The sequence below is a fragment of the Serratia sp. CY29653 genome, assembly GCF_052169255.1.
GTDB lineage: Bacteria > Pseudomonadota > Gammaproteobacteria > Enterobacterales > Enterobacteriaceae > Serratia > Serratia sarumanii.
Window position 1 is genome coordinate 2627981 of sequence record NZ_JBJNLC010000001.1, and the last position, 16037, is coordinate 2644017.

13 protein-coding genes are annotated in these 16037 nt (G+C 59.2%); 4 read left to right on the forward strand and 9 right to left on the reverse strand.

Translation table 11 applies throughout. From position 1 onward, the window contains the following. The first annotated feature begins 23 nt into the window (after positions 1-23). Positions 24-1739 carry an SgrR family transcriptional regulator gene (locus tag ACJ8HN_RS12730; RefSeq protein WP_039566991.1) on the forward strand — a complete coding sequence of 572 codons (1716 nt, stop codon included), beginning with the start codon at positions 24-26 and terminating at the stop codon, positions 1737-1739. A 114-nt stretch (positions 1740-1853) separates the two neighbouring features. Next, positions 1854-2552 (forward strand): 7-cyano-7-deazaguanine synthase QueC, encoded by a 699-nt coding sequence (gene queC / locus ACJ8HN_RS12735; protein ID WP_442523487.1) that lies wholly within the window; start codon positions 1854-1856, stop codon positions 2550-2552. A gap of 42 nt (positions 2553-2594) precedes the next feature. Here the strand turns inward: queC and ACJ8HN_RS12740 are convergent, their stop codons facing one another. The 9 genes from ACJ8HN_RS12740 to bolA all read right to left on the reverse strand — a co-directional run bounded on the left by ACJ8HN_RS12740 (position 2595) and on the right by bolA (position 13245). Then, complete coding sequence (locus tag ACJ8HN_RS12740; protein WP_033637318.1) at positions 2595-3008, reverse strand: acyl-CoA thioesterase; 414 nt, start codon at positions 3006-3008, stop codon at positions 2595-2597. A gap of 154 nt (positions 3009-3162) precedes the next feature. Continuing rightward, complete coding sequence (locus ACJ8HN_RS12745; RefSeq protein ID WP_049196371.1) at positions 3163-3543, reverse strand: ComEA family DNA-binding protein; 381 nt, start codon at positions 3541-3543, stop codon at positions 3163-3165. A 138-nt stretch (positions 3544-3681) separates the two neighbouring features. Beyond that, positions 3682-5565 carry a peptidylprolyl isomerase gene (gene ppiD, locus ACJ8HN_RS12750; RefSeq protein WP_033637316.1) on the reverse strand — a complete coding sequence of 628 codons (1884 nt, stop codon included), beginning with the start codon at positions 5563-5565 and terminating at the stop codon, positions 3682-3684. A gap of 178 nt (positions 5566-5743) precedes the next feature. Then, positions 5744-6016, reverse strand: a complete 273-nt coding sequence (gene hupB / locus ACJ8HN_RS12755; protein ID WP_004940351.1) for a nucleoid-associated protein HU-beta — start codon at positions 6014-6016, stop codon at positions 5744-5746. A 216-nt stretch (positions 6017-6232) separates the two neighbouring features. Continuing rightward, positions 6233-8587 carry an endopeptidase La gene (lon, locus tag ACJ8HN_RS12760; RefSeq protein ID WP_033653263.1) on the reverse strand — a complete coding sequence of 785 codons (2355 nt, stop codon included), beginning with the start codon at positions 8585-8587 and terminating at the stop codon, positions 6233-6235. 194 nt (positions 8588-8781) lie between these two features. After that, positions 8782-10053 (reverse strand): ATP-dependent protease ATP-binding subunit ClpX, encoded by a 1272-nt coding sequence (clpX, locus tag ACJ8HN_RS12765; RefSeq protein ID WP_004940354.1) that lies wholly within the window; start codon positions 10051-10053, stop codon positions 8782-8784. A gap of 143 nt (positions 10054-10196) precedes the next feature. After that, entirely contained in the window at positions 10197-10820 is a 624-nt protein-coding gene (gene clpP / locus ACJ8HN_RS12770) for an ATP-dependent Clp endopeptidase proteolytic subunit ClpP (protein ID WP_016928858.1), read from the reverse strand. 438 nt (positions 10821-11258) lie between these two features. Then, a complete protein-coding gene (tig, locus tag ACJ8HN_RS12775; protein ID WP_004940358.1) occupies positions 11259-12563 on the reverse strand; it encodes a trigger factor in 1305 nt (434 codons plus the stop codon). Between the two features lie 367 nt (positions 12564-12930). Then, on the reverse strand, positions 12931-13245 hold the full coding sequence (bolA, locus tag ACJ8HN_RS12780; protein WP_004940361.1) for a transcriptional regulator BolA: 315 nt from the start codon (positions 13243-13245) through the stop codon (positions 12931-12933). A 314-nt stretch (positions 13246-13559) separates the two neighbouring features. On the opposite strand from bolA, the gene ACJ8HN_RS12785 reads away from it, so the two are divergent. Next, complete coding sequence (locus tag ACJ8HN_RS12785; RefSeq protein WP_033634001.1) at positions 13560-14138, forward strand: lipoprotein; 579 nt, start codon at positions 13560-13562, stop codon at positions 14136-14138. A gap of 51 nt (positions 14139-14189) precedes the next feature. After that, entirely contained in the window at positions 14190-15668 is a 1479-nt protein-coding gene (gene ampG, locus ACJ8HN_RS12790; protein WP_442523489.1) for a muropeptide MFS transporter AmpG, read from the forward strand. The last annotated feature ends 369 nt before the right edge of the window (positions 15669-16037 follow it).

Consider the following 16037-nt stretch of genomic DNA (forward strand, 5'->3'; position numbering starts at 1 on the left):
AAAACCGTTCCGGATTTCTGCCCATGCGCCTGGTTCACCGCCTCAGCCAATATCAACGCCTGTACCATCAGCTCGGCAGCGCGCCGGTCGCCGTGACCATCGGCGAGCTGGCGGCGATGTTCTACTGCAGCGAGCGGCACGCCCGCACGCTGGTGCAACAGCTGCAGGATCAGGGCTGGCTGAGCTGGCATTCGCAGCCCGGCCGGGGCAAACGCGCTCGCCTGCACTGCCTGAAAACCCCGGATGAGCTACGCGCGCAGCTGTTGCAACAGCTGCTGCAACAGGGCAACCATCAGGGGGCGCTGGAGATGGCGCAGCTCGATCCGCAGCACCTGCAGGATCTGCTCAGCCCGCACCTCGGCGGGCAATGGCAGGCCGGCAGCCCGACGCTGCGCATTCCCTATTACCGCACGCTGGAAGCGCTCGACCCGCTCACGCTGACCGGCCGCGCCGAGCAACACCTGGTGTCGACCCTGCACGCCGGGCTGACGCGCCTGATGACCGGTAACCCGGAACCGCAGCCCGATCTGGCGCACCATTGGCAGATTAGCGATCGCGGCCTGCGCTGGCGCTTCTTTCTGCGCAGCCAGCTGCGCTGGCACAACGGCGAACCGTTGACCGGCCACCAGCTGCTGCAAACGCTGGAAAAACTGCAACACCACCCGCGCAGCCAACCGAGCCTGGCCAACGTCGCGCGCATCAGCCTGCCGCATCCGCTGTGCGTTCAGTTCGATCTGCATCTGCCGGATTACTGGCTGGCCCACCGGCTGGCGGAACTGCCTTGCCTGATGACCCACCCGGAGCTGCCGGCCATCGGCGCCGGCCCGTTCAAGCTGACGCTGAATGAACCGCAGCTGGTGCGGCTGGAACAGCACGCCGGTTACCACCTGCAGCATCCGTATCTGGACACCATCGAATACTGGATCACTCCCGATCTGCCCACCGCCGCCCCCTACACCAGTTGCCAGCATCCGGTGCGCATCACCATCGGTCAACAAGACGATTTGGCGCAGGCCCGGCCGGTGCAGCGCAGCATGAGCCTGGGCTGGTGTTATCTGGCGCTGAACCTGCGCCACGGCGTGCTGAGCGAAGCCCAGGGACAAAAGCTGCTGATGCTGATCCAGCAGTCCGGCCTGCTGAGCCATCTGCCGATCCCCAACAGCGTGATCACCCCCAGCCATGAAATGCTGCCCGGCTGGCGCATCCCCCGCCAACAGGTCGAAGAGGACGTCGCCCTGCCCGCCCGGCTGACGCTGCTGTATCGGCCGCCGGTCGAGCTGGAAACGGTGACGGCCGCGCTACAGCGGCTGCTCGCGCAGCACGGCTGCGAGCTGGAAGTGCGCTACTACGCCGGCAAGCGCTGGCAAAGCGAGGAACAGATCGCCCAGGCCGACCTGCTGCTGGCGGACAACCTGATCGGCGAAGCGCCGGAGGCGACGCTGGAGAGCTGGCTGCGGCAGGATACGCTGTGGCGCGGCATCCTGACGGAAAGCCGCTGGCAACAGCAACAGGACACGCTGCGGCAGATCCAGCAGCTGCAGGCGCAGCAACCGCGCTTCGCACAACTGCAGGCTTATTATCAACGGCTGATGGCCGCCGCCATCATCACGCCGCTGTTTCACTACCAGTATCAGATCAGCGCGCCGCCGCGCATGCATGGCGTCACGCTGACCGCCCACGGCTGGTTCGATTTTTGCCAGGCGTGGCTGCCGCCGCCGGTGGACGACGCCCCGGCCTGAGCCGAACCGCCCTGCGCCTGGCGGCCCTTTCTGCTACTATTGTCGCCGCAACGCAATTTTATCCTGCCGCCCGAATGTGTATCGGGAGAGGCCAAAGCCCAAAAAGGTGATTTTATGAAGCGCGCGGTTGTCGTTTTCAGCGGTGGACAAGACTCCACGACCTGCTTGATCCAGGCATTGCAACAGTATGACGAAGTTCACTGCGTCACGTTCGATTACGGCCAGCGCCATCGCACCGAGATTGAAGTGGCTCAGGAGCTGTCGGTGGCCCTCGGCGCCAAGGCGCACAAGGTGCTGGACGTAACGCTGCTCAACGAGCTGGCCGTCAGCAGCCTGACGCGCGACAATATCCCGGTTCCCGCCTACGATCCCAATCAGAAAAATGCGCTGCCGAGCACCTTCGTGCCGGGCCGCAACATCCTGTTCCTGACGCTGGCGGCGATCTACGCCTACCAGGTGGAAGCGGAAGCGGTGATCACCGGCGTGTGTGAAACCGATTTCTCCGGCTACCCCGATTGCCGCGACGAGTTCGTTAAAGCGTTAAACAAGGCGGTGACGCTGGGCATCGCCCGCGATATCCGCTTCGAAACGCCGCTGATGTGGCTGAACAAGGCCGAGACCTGGGCGCTGGCGGACTATTACCACCAGCTGGATCGCGTGCGCCAGGATACGCTGACCTGCTACAACGGCATCAAGGGTGACGGCTGCGGCGAGTGCGCCGCCTGCAACCTGCGCGCCAATGGCCTGACGCAGTATCGCGCCAATCAGGCGGAAGTGATGGCCGCGTTGAAACAAAAGGCCGGTCTGGCCTGAGGCAGTGACGGCGGCAGCTTCTGCCGCCCGTTCTCCCCCTGTTTACCGTGAGTTTTCCTGCGGCACAAGCGCCTCCAGATGCGCACGCAGTTCCCCCTCGAGCGGCAGCGCACGCTGCGTTTTCAGATCGACGCACACGAAAGTCAGCAGCGCGTCGGCCACCGGCGTCCCCGCCGGATCCTGCGTCACCTTTTGGCTCAGCACGCCGCTCTTGCCGTTGAGCTGCACCATCTGGCTGTCGATACGCAGCTTATCCCCCAATACCGCCGGGCTGCGGTAATTGATATTGATGTTCACCACGATGAAAGCGATGTTGTTTTCCGTCATCCAGCGGAACCCGGCCTCGTTCTCCAGCCACTCCCAACGCGCCTCTTCCAGAAACTCCAGATAGCGAGCATTGTTAACGTGCTGGTAAACATCAAGATGATAACCGCGAACTTTGATAAAGGTTTGCATAGGGAACGATCGCTCCTGCCTGGTGATTACAGAAAGAGGGAGCCGCGCTGGCTCCCTCGCCCGTTTGGTCAACGCGCCAAACTGGTAAGACCTGTAAAATGTAGCAGAGGAGTTTCGGCCTCAGCGGCATTTTGCCACGCAGCCGCGACCGGGATCACATTTTCAGCCGGGCGCGGTTCTTCTCAAACAGCGCCGGCCCGATGCCCGGCACCTCCTGCAACTGCTCAACCTGGGTGAATGGCCCATTCTGCTCGCGGTAGCGCACGATGCCTTCCGCCTTCTTCAGGCCGACGCCGCTCAAGGCGGCGGCCAGCTGTTCGGCGGTAGCCTGATTGATGCTGACCGCCGTTTCTTCGGCCACCCTGGTCATCGTCTGTTGCCCGCCATTGCTCGCCGGTGCTGAGAGCATGGGGGCCGGCGCCTCGGCTTTATTCACCGCGGCGGCTGGCCCCGCCAGGCATAACAACAGCGCGGTCAGCGCGGCGTTAACGTGACGACGGTAACCGAAAAACGCTTTTTTCTCTGAATGTTGCATGCTGTATCCTCCTTGTGTGTGACAGCACGGCTACCTTGCCGCGGCGGCGGATATTCAGCAATCGGCGGATATCAGATGTGGAAAAGGCCGCGAAAGCGGCCTTTGTTTGTTGCACTGCGTTGCAGAAAAATGCGGCGATTACTGAGGCTGTTGCTCAGCGGCGCCCATTTTGATCTCGGCTTCTTTACGCAGGCTCGCCAGCAGCGAATCGAAGGAGACGCCGGTCGCGCCCTCTTCCATCTTGCCAACGAAGGTTTTCATTTCGTCTTCCGGCAACGTGCCTGGCTTCACCGCATCGAGCGCGATCAGCACCACGTTGTCCTGACGATCCTGCGACATGCCGTATACCGGTTTACCGTCCTGCGGGTGCGGCAGCGCGAACACGCTCTCTACCAGTTGGCTGTCTTCCGGCGCGCGCGCCATCTTCTGCACGGCGCCAAAGCTCAGGCCGGCGGCTTTCATCGCCTCGTCGCCCTTGCCCTGCTTCAGCTCAACCAGCAGCTTCTCGCCCTGCAGTTTCGCTGCCTGCAGCGCCTTGTTGCGCTTCACCAGTTCCGCCACGCGGTCTTTCACCTGGTCGAACGGTTCGATGCCTTCCGGCTTGTGGCCGCTCACGCGCACCACGAAGGCGCGGTCGCCGTCTACGGTGATCACGTCGGAGTTGCTGCCCGGCGCGCCGTTCTCGCCGATCAGCGAGCCGTCGAAGATCGCCTGCACGACCGGCTTGAAGTTCAGCGCGGCAGGAATGTTGTCACGGGTGAACCAGTCGCTTTGCGCCGCTTTCACGCCGGCCGCTTCTTCAGCCGAGGCCAGAGATTCGTTGTCGCTGGTCGCCGCTTCGCTCACCTTTTGCTGCAGCGCGTAATACGCGTCTACCGCTTTCTCCTGCTGCACCTGCTTGGCGATGGCGTCATGCACTTCGCTCAGCGGCTTCACTTTCTCAGGTTCGATATCGTTCAAACGCACGATCAGGTAGCCGACGGAAGACTTCACCACGCCGGACAGCTGCCCTTTCTCGGTCAGGTTAGCCTGCTTCAGCTCGTCGGCGGTGGTTTCCGGCTCCAGCCAACCCAGCTCGCCGCCAGTGCGGCGTGAGATGATATCGGTGGATTTCTCTTTCGCCAGCGTGGCGAAATCGGCGCCCTTCTTCAGCTCGTCCAGCGCCGCGTTGGCTTCCGCCTCGGTTTTCAGCTGGATCACGCTGTAGTTTTTACGCTCCGGCTGGCCGTAGCTGCTCTTGTGCTGGTCGTAGTAAGCGCTGATGTCTTCTTCACTCACTTTCACCTTGTCCTGCATGGACGCAGCGTCCAGCGGGATATAGCTCACCTTCACCTGCTCAGGTGCGATGAAGCTGTTCTTGTTCTGATCGTAATACGCCTTCAGTTCGTCGTCGCCGGCGCTCTGTTTCGCCTGCAGCGCTTTCAAATCGATGGTCGCCAGGCGCACGTCGCGCTCCTGCAGCACCAACGCCGCCATGGCTTGCGATTCAGACGGCAGCACGAAGCCGGAATCGCCGAAGGCCTGGATCACCTGCTGATTGACCAACTGCTGGCGCATCGACTGCGCGAAGTTGTCGGCGGTGTAGCCCATGCGGCCGATCAGGTCGAGGTATTTGGCGTTATCGAACTGGCCGTTGGTCTGGAAGTAAGGCGCCTTGCGGATGGCGTCCTTGATCTGATCGTCGCTGACCGCCAGGCCCAGCTTCTTGGCGTACTGGTCGAGCAGCATGTTGTCGATCAACTGGGACAACACCTGACGGCGCATCTGCTGCATATAGCCTTCGTTGCCGGCCAGCGCGGAGAACTGGTCACCCAGCTGCTGCTGCATGCGGCTACGCTCGCTTTGGAAAGCCTGTTCCAGCTGAGCGCGCTCGATCGTCTGACCATTTACTTTCGCAGCATAATCGCCGGAGCCGCCGATCAGGTAGTTACCCACCCCGGTCAGAACGAATGACAGGATGATCAGGGCCAGGATGATTTTGAGCACGACGTGATTAGCAGCCGCGCGTAAATTGTCCATCATAGTGTGACAACACTCCGCTGTGATGTGGATTAACAACCCTTGTGCAGGCGCGTTCCCTGCGACAAAAATAAAAAAAGCGCATCAGTCCGATGCGCCTTGTATCTTACCTTACCAGCACCGCTGCGTCAGGTGATTGTTTATTACAAAACCCTGTTACGCTAAACGGTTAGACGCTAAATCAGTTTACAGCGTCTTTCAGCGCTTTCCCTGCACGGAAGGCAGGTACTTTGGCTGCCGCGATTTTGATCTCTTTACCGGTCTGCGGGTTGCGGCCGGTACGAGCCGAACGTTCACGCACGGTGAAGGAACCGAAACCTACCAGAGCCACGTCATCCCCTGCTTTCAGAGAGTCGGTAACGGAAGCGATTACTGCGTCTAAAGCACGTCCCGCTGCCGCTTTGGAAATATCAGCACCTGCGGCAATCTTGTCGATCAGTTGTGACTTATTCACTCTATCATCCCCTCTAGAATTCTATCGTCGCACCGAAAAATCCCTACGGTTGCGACAGCGCAGCTGTTATATCAATCCCATCGAACCTTGGCAAGCCACCGACTGCGTGGCAAAACGCGGGCCGACAGAGATCTAACTTAGCGGTACAAAAAAATACTGGCAAGTCCGAAATGGCTTGCCAGTATAAGTTTTATCAATGGTTTTTGCGATTCGTCACTATTTTGCCGCTACCGGCAGTGCGCCGAAGGCCGGGTTTTGCAACGCAATGTTCAAAACTTCATCGATTCGCTGCACCGGATGAATCTCCAGATCGGCGATAACATTGTCCGGAATCTCTTCCAGATCGCGCTTGTTCTCGTAAGGGATCAGCACGGTTTTGATGCCGCCACGATGCGCCGCCAACAGCTTCTCTTTCAGGCCGCCGATCGGCAACACCTGACCGCGCAGCGTGATCTCCCCGGTCATCGCCACATCGGCGCGTACCGGGTTGCCGGTCAGGCAGGAGACCAGCGCGGTGCACATCGCGATACCGGCGCTCGGGCCGTCTTTCGGCGTCGCCCCTTCCGGCACGTGCACGTGGATGTCGCGTTTCTCGTAGAAATCGGCGTTGATGCCCAATTTCTCCGCGCGCGCGCGCACCACGGTCAGCGCCGCCTGAATCGATTCCTGCATCACTTCGCCCAGGGAACCGGTGTAGGTCAGCTTGCCTTTGCCCGGCACGCAGGCGGTTTCGATGGTCAGCAGATCGCCGCCCACTTCCGTCCACGCCAGCCCGGTGACTTCGCCCACGCGGTTTTCGGTATCCGCACGGCCGTAATCGACGCGCTGCACGCCCAGGTAATCCTTCAGGTTGTCGCCGTTGATCTCAAGATGCTTGAGCTTCTTGTCCATCAGCAGCGTTTTCACCGCTTTACGGCACAGTTTGGAGATTTCACGCTCCAGGCTGCGCACCCCGGCTTCGCGGGTGTAGAAGCGAATGATGCCGATGATGGCGCTGTCGTCGACCGTCAGCTCGCCTTTTTTCAGCGCGTTGCGCTCAAGCTGCTTCGGCAGCAGGTGCTGCTTGGCGATGTTGAGCTTCTCGTCCTCGGTGTAACCCGACAGGCGGATCACTTCCATACGGTCCAGCAGCGGCGCAGGAATGTTCATCGAGTTCGAGGTGGCGACGAACATCACGTCGGACAGATCGTAATCCACTTCCAGGTAGTGGTCGTTGAACGCCACGTTCTGTTCCGGATCCAGCACCTCCAGCAGAGCGGAGGCCGGATCGCCGCGCATGTCGGAAGACATCTTGTCGATCTCATCCAGCAGGAACAGCGGGTTCTTCACCCCGACCTTGGCCATCTTCTGGATCAGTTTGCCCGGCATCGAACCGATGTAGGTACGACGGTGGCCGCGGATTTCCGCTTCGTCACGCACGCCGCCCAGCGCCATGCGCACGTACTGGCGGCCGGTCGCTTTGGCGATCGACTGCCCCAGCGAGGTTTTACCCACGCCCGGCGGCCCCACCAGACACAGGATCGGCCCCTTGATTTTGCTGACGCGGCTCTGCACCGCGAGGTACTCGAGAATGCGATCCTTGACGCGCTCCAAGCCGTAGTGATCGGTATCGAGCACTTCCTGCGCCTTGTTCAGGTCTTTTTTCACCTTGCTGCGCGCATTCCACGGCACCTGCAGCATCCAGTCGATGTAGCCGCGCACCACGGTCGCTTCCGCCGACATCGGCGACATCATCTTCAGCTTTTGCAGTTCCGCTTCGGTTTTCTCGCGCGCCTCTTTCGGCATTTTCGCCGCATCGATCTTGCGCTTCAGCGCTTCGTGCTCGTCCGGCGCGTCGTCCATCTCGCCCAGTTCTTTCTGAATCGCCTTCATCTGCTCATTCAGATAGTACTCGCGCTGGCTCTTCTCCATCTGCTTCTTGACGCGGTTGCGGATGCGTTTCTCGACCTGCAGCAGGTCGATCTCCGATTCCATCATCGCCATCAGGTATTCCAGGCGCTCGGTGATGTCGGACATCTCGAGCACTGACTGCTTGTCGCTGAGTTTCAGCGGCATGTGGGCGGCGATGGTGTCCGCCAGGCGCGCGGCGTCGTCGATGCTGTTCAGTGAAGTCAGCACCTCCGGCGGGATTTTTTTGTTCAGCTTGATATAGCCTTCAAACTGATTGATCGCGGTGCGCACCAGCACTTCCTGCTCGCGCTCGTCGATCGACGGCGACTCAAGGTATTCCGCCTGCGCGGCGAAATGCTCACCGCTGTCGGACAGCGTAGTGATGCGCGCGCGCTGCAGCCCCTCGACCAGCACTTTTACCGTGCCGTCCGGCAGCTTCAGCATCTGCAGGATCGACGCTACGGTGCCAACCGAGAACAAGTCGTTAATGCCAGGTTCATCCGTTGAGGCCTCTTTCTGTGCCACCAGCATGATCTTCTTATCGTGATCCATTGCGGCTTCGAGGCACCGAATCGATTTTTCCCGGCCAACAAATAACGGGATCACCATGTGCGGATAAACCACCACGTCGCGCAATGGCAGAACGGGGATTTCAATGCGTTCGGAACGCTCAGGGTTCATAGAGCTCTCTCTTAGTTTAATTTCCGCCAGGTTGAGGGGGAATCTCATGAGACGCAAGCATCTAACGTTTCATAAAATCTGGTTAACGAGTATATGGGGATGAATCTCTTACATTCAACGGCAAGAATGCAGGAAAAAGAAATGGGGGATAAAATCCCCCATTTTGCTGATAACGCCCTGGTTTGACTGGCTAATTATTCGCCAGACGCCTGAGCTTCCGGCTTGCCGTAAATCAGCAGCGGTTTGGATTGGCCGGCGATGACCGACTCGTCGATCACCACTTTGTCTACGCTGTCCATCGACGGCAGATCGTACATGGTGTCGAGCAGCGCGCCTTCCACGATGGAACGCAGGCCGCGGGCGCCGGTTTTGCGCGCCATGGCTTTCTTGGCGATGGCGTTCAACGCTTCGTCGCGGAACTCCAGCTCGACGCCTTCCAGGTTGAACAGCGCCTGATACTGCTTGGTCAGGGCGTTCTTCGGCTCTTTCAGGATCTGAATCAGCGCGTCTTCGCTCAGCTCGCTCAGGGTCGCCACCACCGGCAGACGGCCGATGAACTCAGGGATCAGGCCGAACTTGATCAGGTCTTCCGGTTCGGCCTGCAGCAGCAGTTCGCCTTCGGTCGCCTTCTCGGACTCGCCCTTGACGGTCGCGCCGAAGCCGATGCCGGAGCCGGTGTTGACGCGCTGGCCGATCACCTTATCCAGGCCCGCAAATGCGCCGCCGCAGATAAACAGGATCTTGGAGGTATCGACCTGCAGGAACTCCTGTTGCGGATGCTTGCGCCCACCCTGCGGCGGAACCGCGGCGATGGTGCCTTCAATCAGCTTCAGTAGCGCCTGCTGCACGCCCTCACCCGAGACGTCACGCGTGATCGACGGGTTGTCGGACTTGCGGGAAATCTTATCGATTTCATCGATATAAACGATGCCGCGCTGCGCTTTCTGCACGTCATAGTCACATTTTTGCAACAGCTTCTGGATAATATTTTCCACGTCCTCGCCCACGTAACCGGCTTCGGTCAGCGTGGTGGCGTCGGCCATGGTGAACGGCACGTCCAGGAAGCGCGCCAGCGTTTCCGCCAGCAGGGTTTTGCCGCTGCCGGTCGGGCCGATCAGCAAGATGTTGCTCTTGCCCAACTCGATACCGTTGCTGGTATCGCCGTTGCGCAGGCGTTTGTAGTGGTTGTACACCGCAACCGCCAGCACTTTCTTCGCCTGCTCCTGGCCGATGACGTAGTCATCCAGGTGGTGGCGGATCTCGTGCGGCGTCGGCAGCGCACTGCGCTCACGATGCGGGGCAACTTCTTTAATCTCTTCGCGAATAATGTCGTTACACAGATCGACACATTCATCGCAGATATACACTGACGGCCCGGCAATCAGCTTACGCACTTCATGCTGGCTTTTGCCGCAAAAAGAGCAGTACAGCAGCTTTCCTGAACCGTCTTTGCGCTTATCTGTCATCAGTCAAACCTCTTCTTTAGTCTTGTCCCGCAGGAAAATCACGGCGGCAGTGCGCCCAAACTCATATCGGGAACGCCGAGTGGCCACAGCAGAGCGAGCCCCTGCCCACTCTGATTACTATAGTCCATCGGCGCCGCGTGGTTCTAGCTGCGGTGTGTCAGAATGCCGTCAACCAGGCCGTATTCCACGGCTTCTTCCGCGGTCATAAAGCGATCGCGCTCGGTGTCGCGCTCGATCTGCTCCAGCGGCTGGCCGGTATGTTCCGCCATCAGTTCGTTCATGCGCGCTTTCACCTTGAGGATTTCACGCGCATGGATTTCGATGTCCGTCGCCTGGCCTTGGTAGCCGCCCAGCGGCTGGTGAATCATCACGCGCGAGTTCGGCAGGCAGAAACGTTTGCCTTTGGCGCCCGCGGTCAGCAGGAAGGAGCCCATCGAGCACGCCTGCCCCATACAGATGGTGCTGACGTCCGGCTTGATGAACTTCATGGTGTCGTAAATCGACATGCCCGCGGTGATCACCCCGCCCGGCGAGTTGATGTAGAGGAAAATGTCTTTTTCCGGGCTTTCCGCTTCGAGGAACAGCATTTGCGCCACGATCAGGTTGGCCATGTGATCTTCCACCTGGCCGGTCAGGAAAATGATGCGCTCTTTCAGCAGGCGGGAATAGATGTCGTAAGAACGCTCCCCGCGTGAAGTCTGCTCTACCACCATCGGCACCAGCGCCATGTTCGGTGCAAATTGATCTCGTTCGCCACTGTATGACATTACCGTCTCCTAATAGAAATTGCCTTGGCGGCCAGGGTGTCACCCTAATACGCCGATTCTACTTGAGAACGGCCATGATGACTATGCTCAAGCATTCGACCCGCGCCGCACGTACCCGACGGTTATTTCATCCCGCGCACTTTGGCAAACAGCCCCAGAATTATTCTTTACAGATTGGGGGATCCCGGCGCGATTTCAAGCCCAGAGGCCGATTTTCTCCGCGCGCCGAAAACGATGCCGTTAATCTGACCGTTATCATGCCAGCCAGTTCCCCAGGCAACAGGGTAAATATAGTGCATATTGCCCCGCTTAACCTGAGATTAATCAGCAACGTGGCAAAAAGAAAAGCCCGCAACCTGAGGTTGCGGGCTTTTTCATCGTGCGCCGGTTCGCCAGGCGAAACCGGGGGCGCCGTTCATCGCGCCCGGCACGCCGGCATTACGCCTGTTGAGTCTGGTTCATCAGCTCGCTGAAGGTAGTGGCTTTTTCAGTCACTTTCGCTTTTGCCAGCAGGGCTTCAACCGCTTGCTCTTCCAGAGCCACGTTGCGCATGTTGTTCATCAGCTCTTTGTTTTTGCTGTAGAACTCGATGACTTCGCTCGGATCTTCGTAGGCAGAAGCCATTTCTTCGATCAGCGTCTTCACGCGGTCTTCGTCAGCTTTCAGGTCGTTGGTGCTGATCACTTCGCCCAGCAGCAGGCCAACCACTACGCGGCGTTTCGCTTGCTCTTCGAACAGCTCGCGTGGCAGTTCCAGCGCTTGCTTCTCGTTGCCGCCGAAACGCTGTGCAGCCTGACGACGCAGTACGTCGATTTCGCCGTCGATCAGGGCAGCAGGCACGTCGATTTCGTTCGCGCTCACCAGGCCGTCGATCGCCTGAGACTTGATGCGGTTACGCACGGCGCCTTTCAGCTCGCGCTCCATGTTCTTGCGAACTTCGGTGCGCAGGCCGGCAACGGAACCGTCCGCCACGCCGAAACGCTTGATGAACTCTTCGGTCAGCTCCGGCAGTTCGCGCTCTTCAACTTTCTTCAGCACAATAGCGAATTTGGCCGCTTTGCCCTTCAGGTTTTCCGCGTGGTAATCTTCCGGGAAGTTCACGTCGATGGAGAACTCTTCACCCGCTTTGTGACCGACCAGGCCTTCTTCGAAGCCTGGGATCATGCGGCCCTGGCCCATTGCCAGTACGAAGTCGGACGCTTTGCCGCCTTCGAACTCTTCACCGTCGATAGAACCGGTGAAGTCAACGGTCACGCGATCTTCAGCTTCCGCTGCGCGATCGGTTTCTTTCCAGGTCGCCTGCTGCTTGCGCAGGGTATCCAGCATCGCGTCGACGTCTTCGTCGTTCACTTCAACCACAGGTTTTTCAACTTCGATGTTTTCCAGGCCTTTCAGCTCAACTTCTGGATACACTTCGAATTCAACGGCGAAGGTGAAGTCTTCACCTTCTTTGTACTCGCCCGGCACGTAGTTTGGTGCGCCGGCCGGATTAATCTTTTCTTTGATGATCGCGTCAACGAAGCTGCGCTGCATCGCTTCGCCCAGCACGTCCTGACGAACAGAGGCGCCGTAACGCTGTTCCACGATGTTCATCGGCACTTTGCCTTTGCGGAAGCCGTCGATACGCACGCTTTTCGCTGCGTTGATCAGCTCTTTCTTCACCGCCTGCTTGATAGTATCAGCCGGTACAGTAATAGAGAGACGGCGCCCAAGGCCTTGAGTGGTTTCTACTGAAACTTGCATCTTGTTACCTCAAAAAAATCACAGTGCTCGGTCAACTCCGTTCCAAGAACCAGGACGGCTACAAATAAGAACCGAGTTCCCTGATGACAGAAGCGTCCCGAAACCATTCCGGAAAAATAAGACGCGACATTATAGCGGCGCATGCATGGCGAGTCGAGGAAAGCTAGGCGGCGCAGGCGCGCTAAAACTCACACTTTTGCCGATTCGATCGCCAAAAGGCCGCCAAAACAGACCGAACGTTGGCCACATTGCGCATCGGCCGTGTCGTCGTCAAAAACAGAAACGGCCCGCAGGCCGTTTCAAAATTCGTCAGTAGTAATACCCTAATTCAAGGGCAAAGTTCCACTGATACCTGAAAATTTCCCCCTCAGGCCAGCGTCCCGGCGCCGCGACACGGCGGCGAGGCCGGCACGGTATCCTGCAACCCTTCCCACTCTTTGAGCGTGTAGGTGTGCAGCGCCAGCGCGTGTACGCCGTCCGCCAGCTCCTCCGACAGCACGCCGTAGATGGAGCGGTGGCGCGTCAAAAAACGTTCGCCGACGAAGCGATCGCTGACCAATACCACTTTGAAATGGCTTTCTGAGCCCGCCGGAACGTTATGACGATAGCTTTCATCAACGACTTCCAGATACGCGGGCTCAAACGCCGCCCTTAACTTTGCTTCTATTTGCTCGCGAATCATAGGATCTCCTTACAACACCGGCAGAGGACCGTGCCCATCTAGTTCAATATTAGCCGGTTTCCCCCCGTTTAGACCATCGCCGGGACAAATTTCTCTTTTATGCGGTCAAATGATGAGCGTCATCCCCGCCGCTTGGGGGATTATCCGATTGAGCGGGCCAAAAAAGCGTGTTTTTATCAACGGCAGGTAAAAATTTGTCACTCAGGCGCCTTCCGCGCTTCCACCGCACGGCGGCGATGCTATGATGTCGGCAATTTGTTGTCGGCTATCCCGCTCTGATTATTGCTAAACCCATCGAGAATGAGACAGAAAACATGTTAAAGAAACTTTGTCTTCCTTTGCTGGCCGCCCTGCTGCTGGCCGGCTGCGCGACCAGCAGCAACACCTTGAACGTCACGCCGAAAATCGTTCTGCCGCAGCAGGATCCTACCCTGCAGGGCATCACCGTCAGCATCAACGGCGCGGATCAGCGCACCGATCAGGCGCTGGCCAAGGTGAACCGCGACGGCCAGCTGGTCACGCTGACGCCATCGCGCGATCTGCGTTTCCTGCTGCAGGAAGTGCTGGAGAAACAGATGGGCGCACGCGGCTACATGATCGGCGCCGACGGCCCGGTGGCGCTGCAAATCGTCGTCAATAATCTGTACGCGGACGTCTCCGAAGGCAACCTGCGCTACAACATCACCACCAAAGCCGACATCTCGATCATCGCCCAGGCGAAGAACGGCAACAAGCAGGTGAAGAATTACCGCTCGACCTATAACGTGCAGGGCGCCTTCACGGCCACCAACGAGAAGATCACCGACGCCGTCAACTCCGTACTGGGCGACGTGATCGCCGATATGGCCCAGGACACCAGCGTCAACGATTTCATCAAGCAAAACGCGCGTTAATCGCCGCGCCTTGTGCCGCCCGGCGGATCGGGCGGCGCAGACAGGGAACTCATGTCGAAACACTATCTGAACATTTTCACCCAGCGTAACTCCGCCATTCTGCTGCTGCTGGGCTTCGCGTCGGGTCTGCCGCTGGCATTGACCTCCGGCACGCTGCAAGCCTGGATGACCGTCGAAAATATCGATCTGAAAACCATCGGCATCTTCTCGCTGGTGGGCCAGGCCTATGTCTTCAAATTCCTCTGGTCGCCGTTCATGGACCGCTATACCCCGCCGTTCCTCGGGCGGCGGCGCGGTTGGCTGCTGGTCAGCCAGCTGCTGCTGGTGGCGGCGATCGTGGCGATGGGCTTTATGCAGCCCGCGCAGCACCTGTGGTGGCTGGCGGCGTTGGCGGTGCTGGTGGCGTTCTGCTCCGCCTCGCAAGATATCGTGTTCGACGCCTACAAGACCGATCTGCTGAAAGCCGAAGAGCGCGGGGCGGGCGCGGCGATCTCGGTGCTGGGTTACCGGCTGGCGATGTTGGTTTCCGGCGGCCTGGCGCTGTGGCTGGCGGATCGCTATTTCGGCTGGCAAGCCACCTACTGGCTGATGGCCGGATTGATGCTGATCGGCGTGGCCGCCACGCTGCTGGCGCCGGAGCCGGACGAAAGCATCCCGGCGCCGCGCACCATGGAACAGGCGGTCGTCGCGCCGCTGCGCGATTTCTTCGGCCGCAACAACGCCTGGCTGATCCTGCTGCTGATCGTGATGTACAAAATGGGCGACGCCTTCGCCGGCAGCCTCAGCACCACCTTCCTGATCCGCGGTGTGGGGTTCGACGCCGGTGAAGTCGGGCTGGTCAACAAAACCCTCGGCCTGTTCGCCACCATCGTCGGCGCCCTGTTCGGCGGTGTGCTGATGCAGCGTCTCAGCCTGTTCCGCGCGCTGATGCTGTTCGGCGTCCTGCAGGCGGTCTCCAACCTCGGGTATTGGATCCTGGCGGTGACCGACAAGAGCCTGCTCACCATGGGCAGCGCCATTTTCCTTGAAAACCTGTGTGGCGGCATGGGCACCGCGGCCTTCGTGGCGCTGCTGATGACGCTGTGCAACCGTTCGTTCTCCGCCACCCAGTTCGCGCTGCTGTCGGCGCTGTCCGCCGTGGGGCGCGTCTATGTCGGCCCGATCGCCAGCTGGTTCGTCGAAGCCCACGGCTGGCCGTTGTTCTACCTGTTCTCTATCGCCGCCGCCCTGCCCGGCTTGCTGCTGCTCGGCATCTGCCGTCAGACGCTGGAGCACACCCAGCAGCATGGCGACTTCATGCCGCGCACCGAGTTTTCAGAATCTTACCGTTGGGCACTGCGCCTGCTGACGCTAGGCTGTTCGCTGTTGGGCCTGTGGTTGCTGTTGCTGATCGCCAATGCGCTGGACTGGACGCAGGCACCGCTGCTGGCCGATCGGCTGCTGCAAGTCGGCGCCGCGCTGAGCCTGCTCGGCGTCGCGATGGGCAGCACGCTGGATTACCTCGCCCTTCGCCGCACCCGTTTGGCATAATCTGACCGGCCGGCGATTTCGCCGGCCGAAAAAAAAGCGATCCGGGGGTATATTTATTTCGGTAAAAAAAGATAATCGGCGCGAAAATTATTTTTTTATCCGACTGCCGCGCTCGGAAATAAAATTAAATTCACCTTTAAGACACAATTATTTTACATTAAATAAACCTTTTTTTCGTATTTCCCTGCCGCGCATTTCTTCGCCAAATTCATCATACCTTTAGTTTTCCTTAACATACGGGCTGCTCGTCACGATTCAGCGTGCCAACGCGTTGTTGTCATTAGTAAATTGTCACGCAGGGTTACATCTGTGACCCCCTTAACAGAAAGTGTCAACAAGCCGCTGACACTCCCTTAAGCATGTTTACAG

What these genes read in the sequence shown, in the direction of transcription:
- ACJ8HN_RS12730 (WP_039566991.1), top strand. Translation starts at nt 24, where the DNA reads ATGCGCCTGGTTCACCGCCTCAGCCAATATCAACGCCTGTACCATCAG.
- ppiD (WP_033637316.1), bottom strand. Translation starts at nt 5,565, where the DNA reads ATGATGGACAATTTACGCGCGGCTGCTAATCACGTCGTGCTCAAAATC.
- bolA (WP_004940361.1), bottom strand. Translation starts at nt 13,245, where the DNA reads ATGATTCGCGAGCAAATAGAAGCAAAGTTAAGGGCGGCGTTTGAGCCC.
- queC (WP_442523487.1), top strand. Translation starts at nt 1,854, where the DNA reads ATGAAGCGCGCGGTTGTCGTTTTCAGCGGTGGACAAGACTCCACGACC.
- lon (WP_033653263.1), bottom strand. Translation starts at nt 8,587, where the DNA reads ATGAACCCTGAGCGTTCCGAACGCATTGAAATCCCCGTTCTGCCATTG.
- clpP (WP_016928858.1), bottom strand. Translation starts at nt 10,820, where the DNA reads ATGTCATACAGTGGCGAACGAGATCAATTTGCACCGAACATGGCGCTG.
- ACJ8HN_RS12740 (WP_033637318.1), bottom strand. Translation starts at nt 3,008, where the DNA reads ATGCAAACCTTTATCAAAGTTCGCGGTTATCATCTTGATGTTTACCAG.
- tig (WP_004940358.1), bottom strand. Translation starts at nt 12,563, where the DNA reads ATGCAAGTTTCAGTAGAAACCACTCAAGGCCTTGGGCGCCGTCTCTCT.
- ACJ8HN_RS12785 (WP_033634001.1), top strand. Translation starts at nt 13,560, where the DNA reads ATGTTAAAGAAACTTTGTCTTCCTTTGCTGGCCGCCCTGCTGCTGGCC.
- ACJ8HN_RS12745 (WP_049196371.1), bottom strand. Translation starts at nt 3,543, where the DNA reads ATGCAACATTCAGAGAAAAAAGCGTTTTTCGGTTACCGTCGTCACGTT.
- clpX (WP_004940354.1), bottom strand. Translation starts at nt 10,053, where the DNA reads ATGACAGATAAGCGCAAAGACGGTTCAGGAAAGCTGCTGTACTGCTCT.
- ampG (WP_442523489.1), top strand. Translation starts at nt 14,190, where the DNA reads ATGTCGAAACACTATCTGAACATTTTCACCCAGCGTAACTCCGCCATT.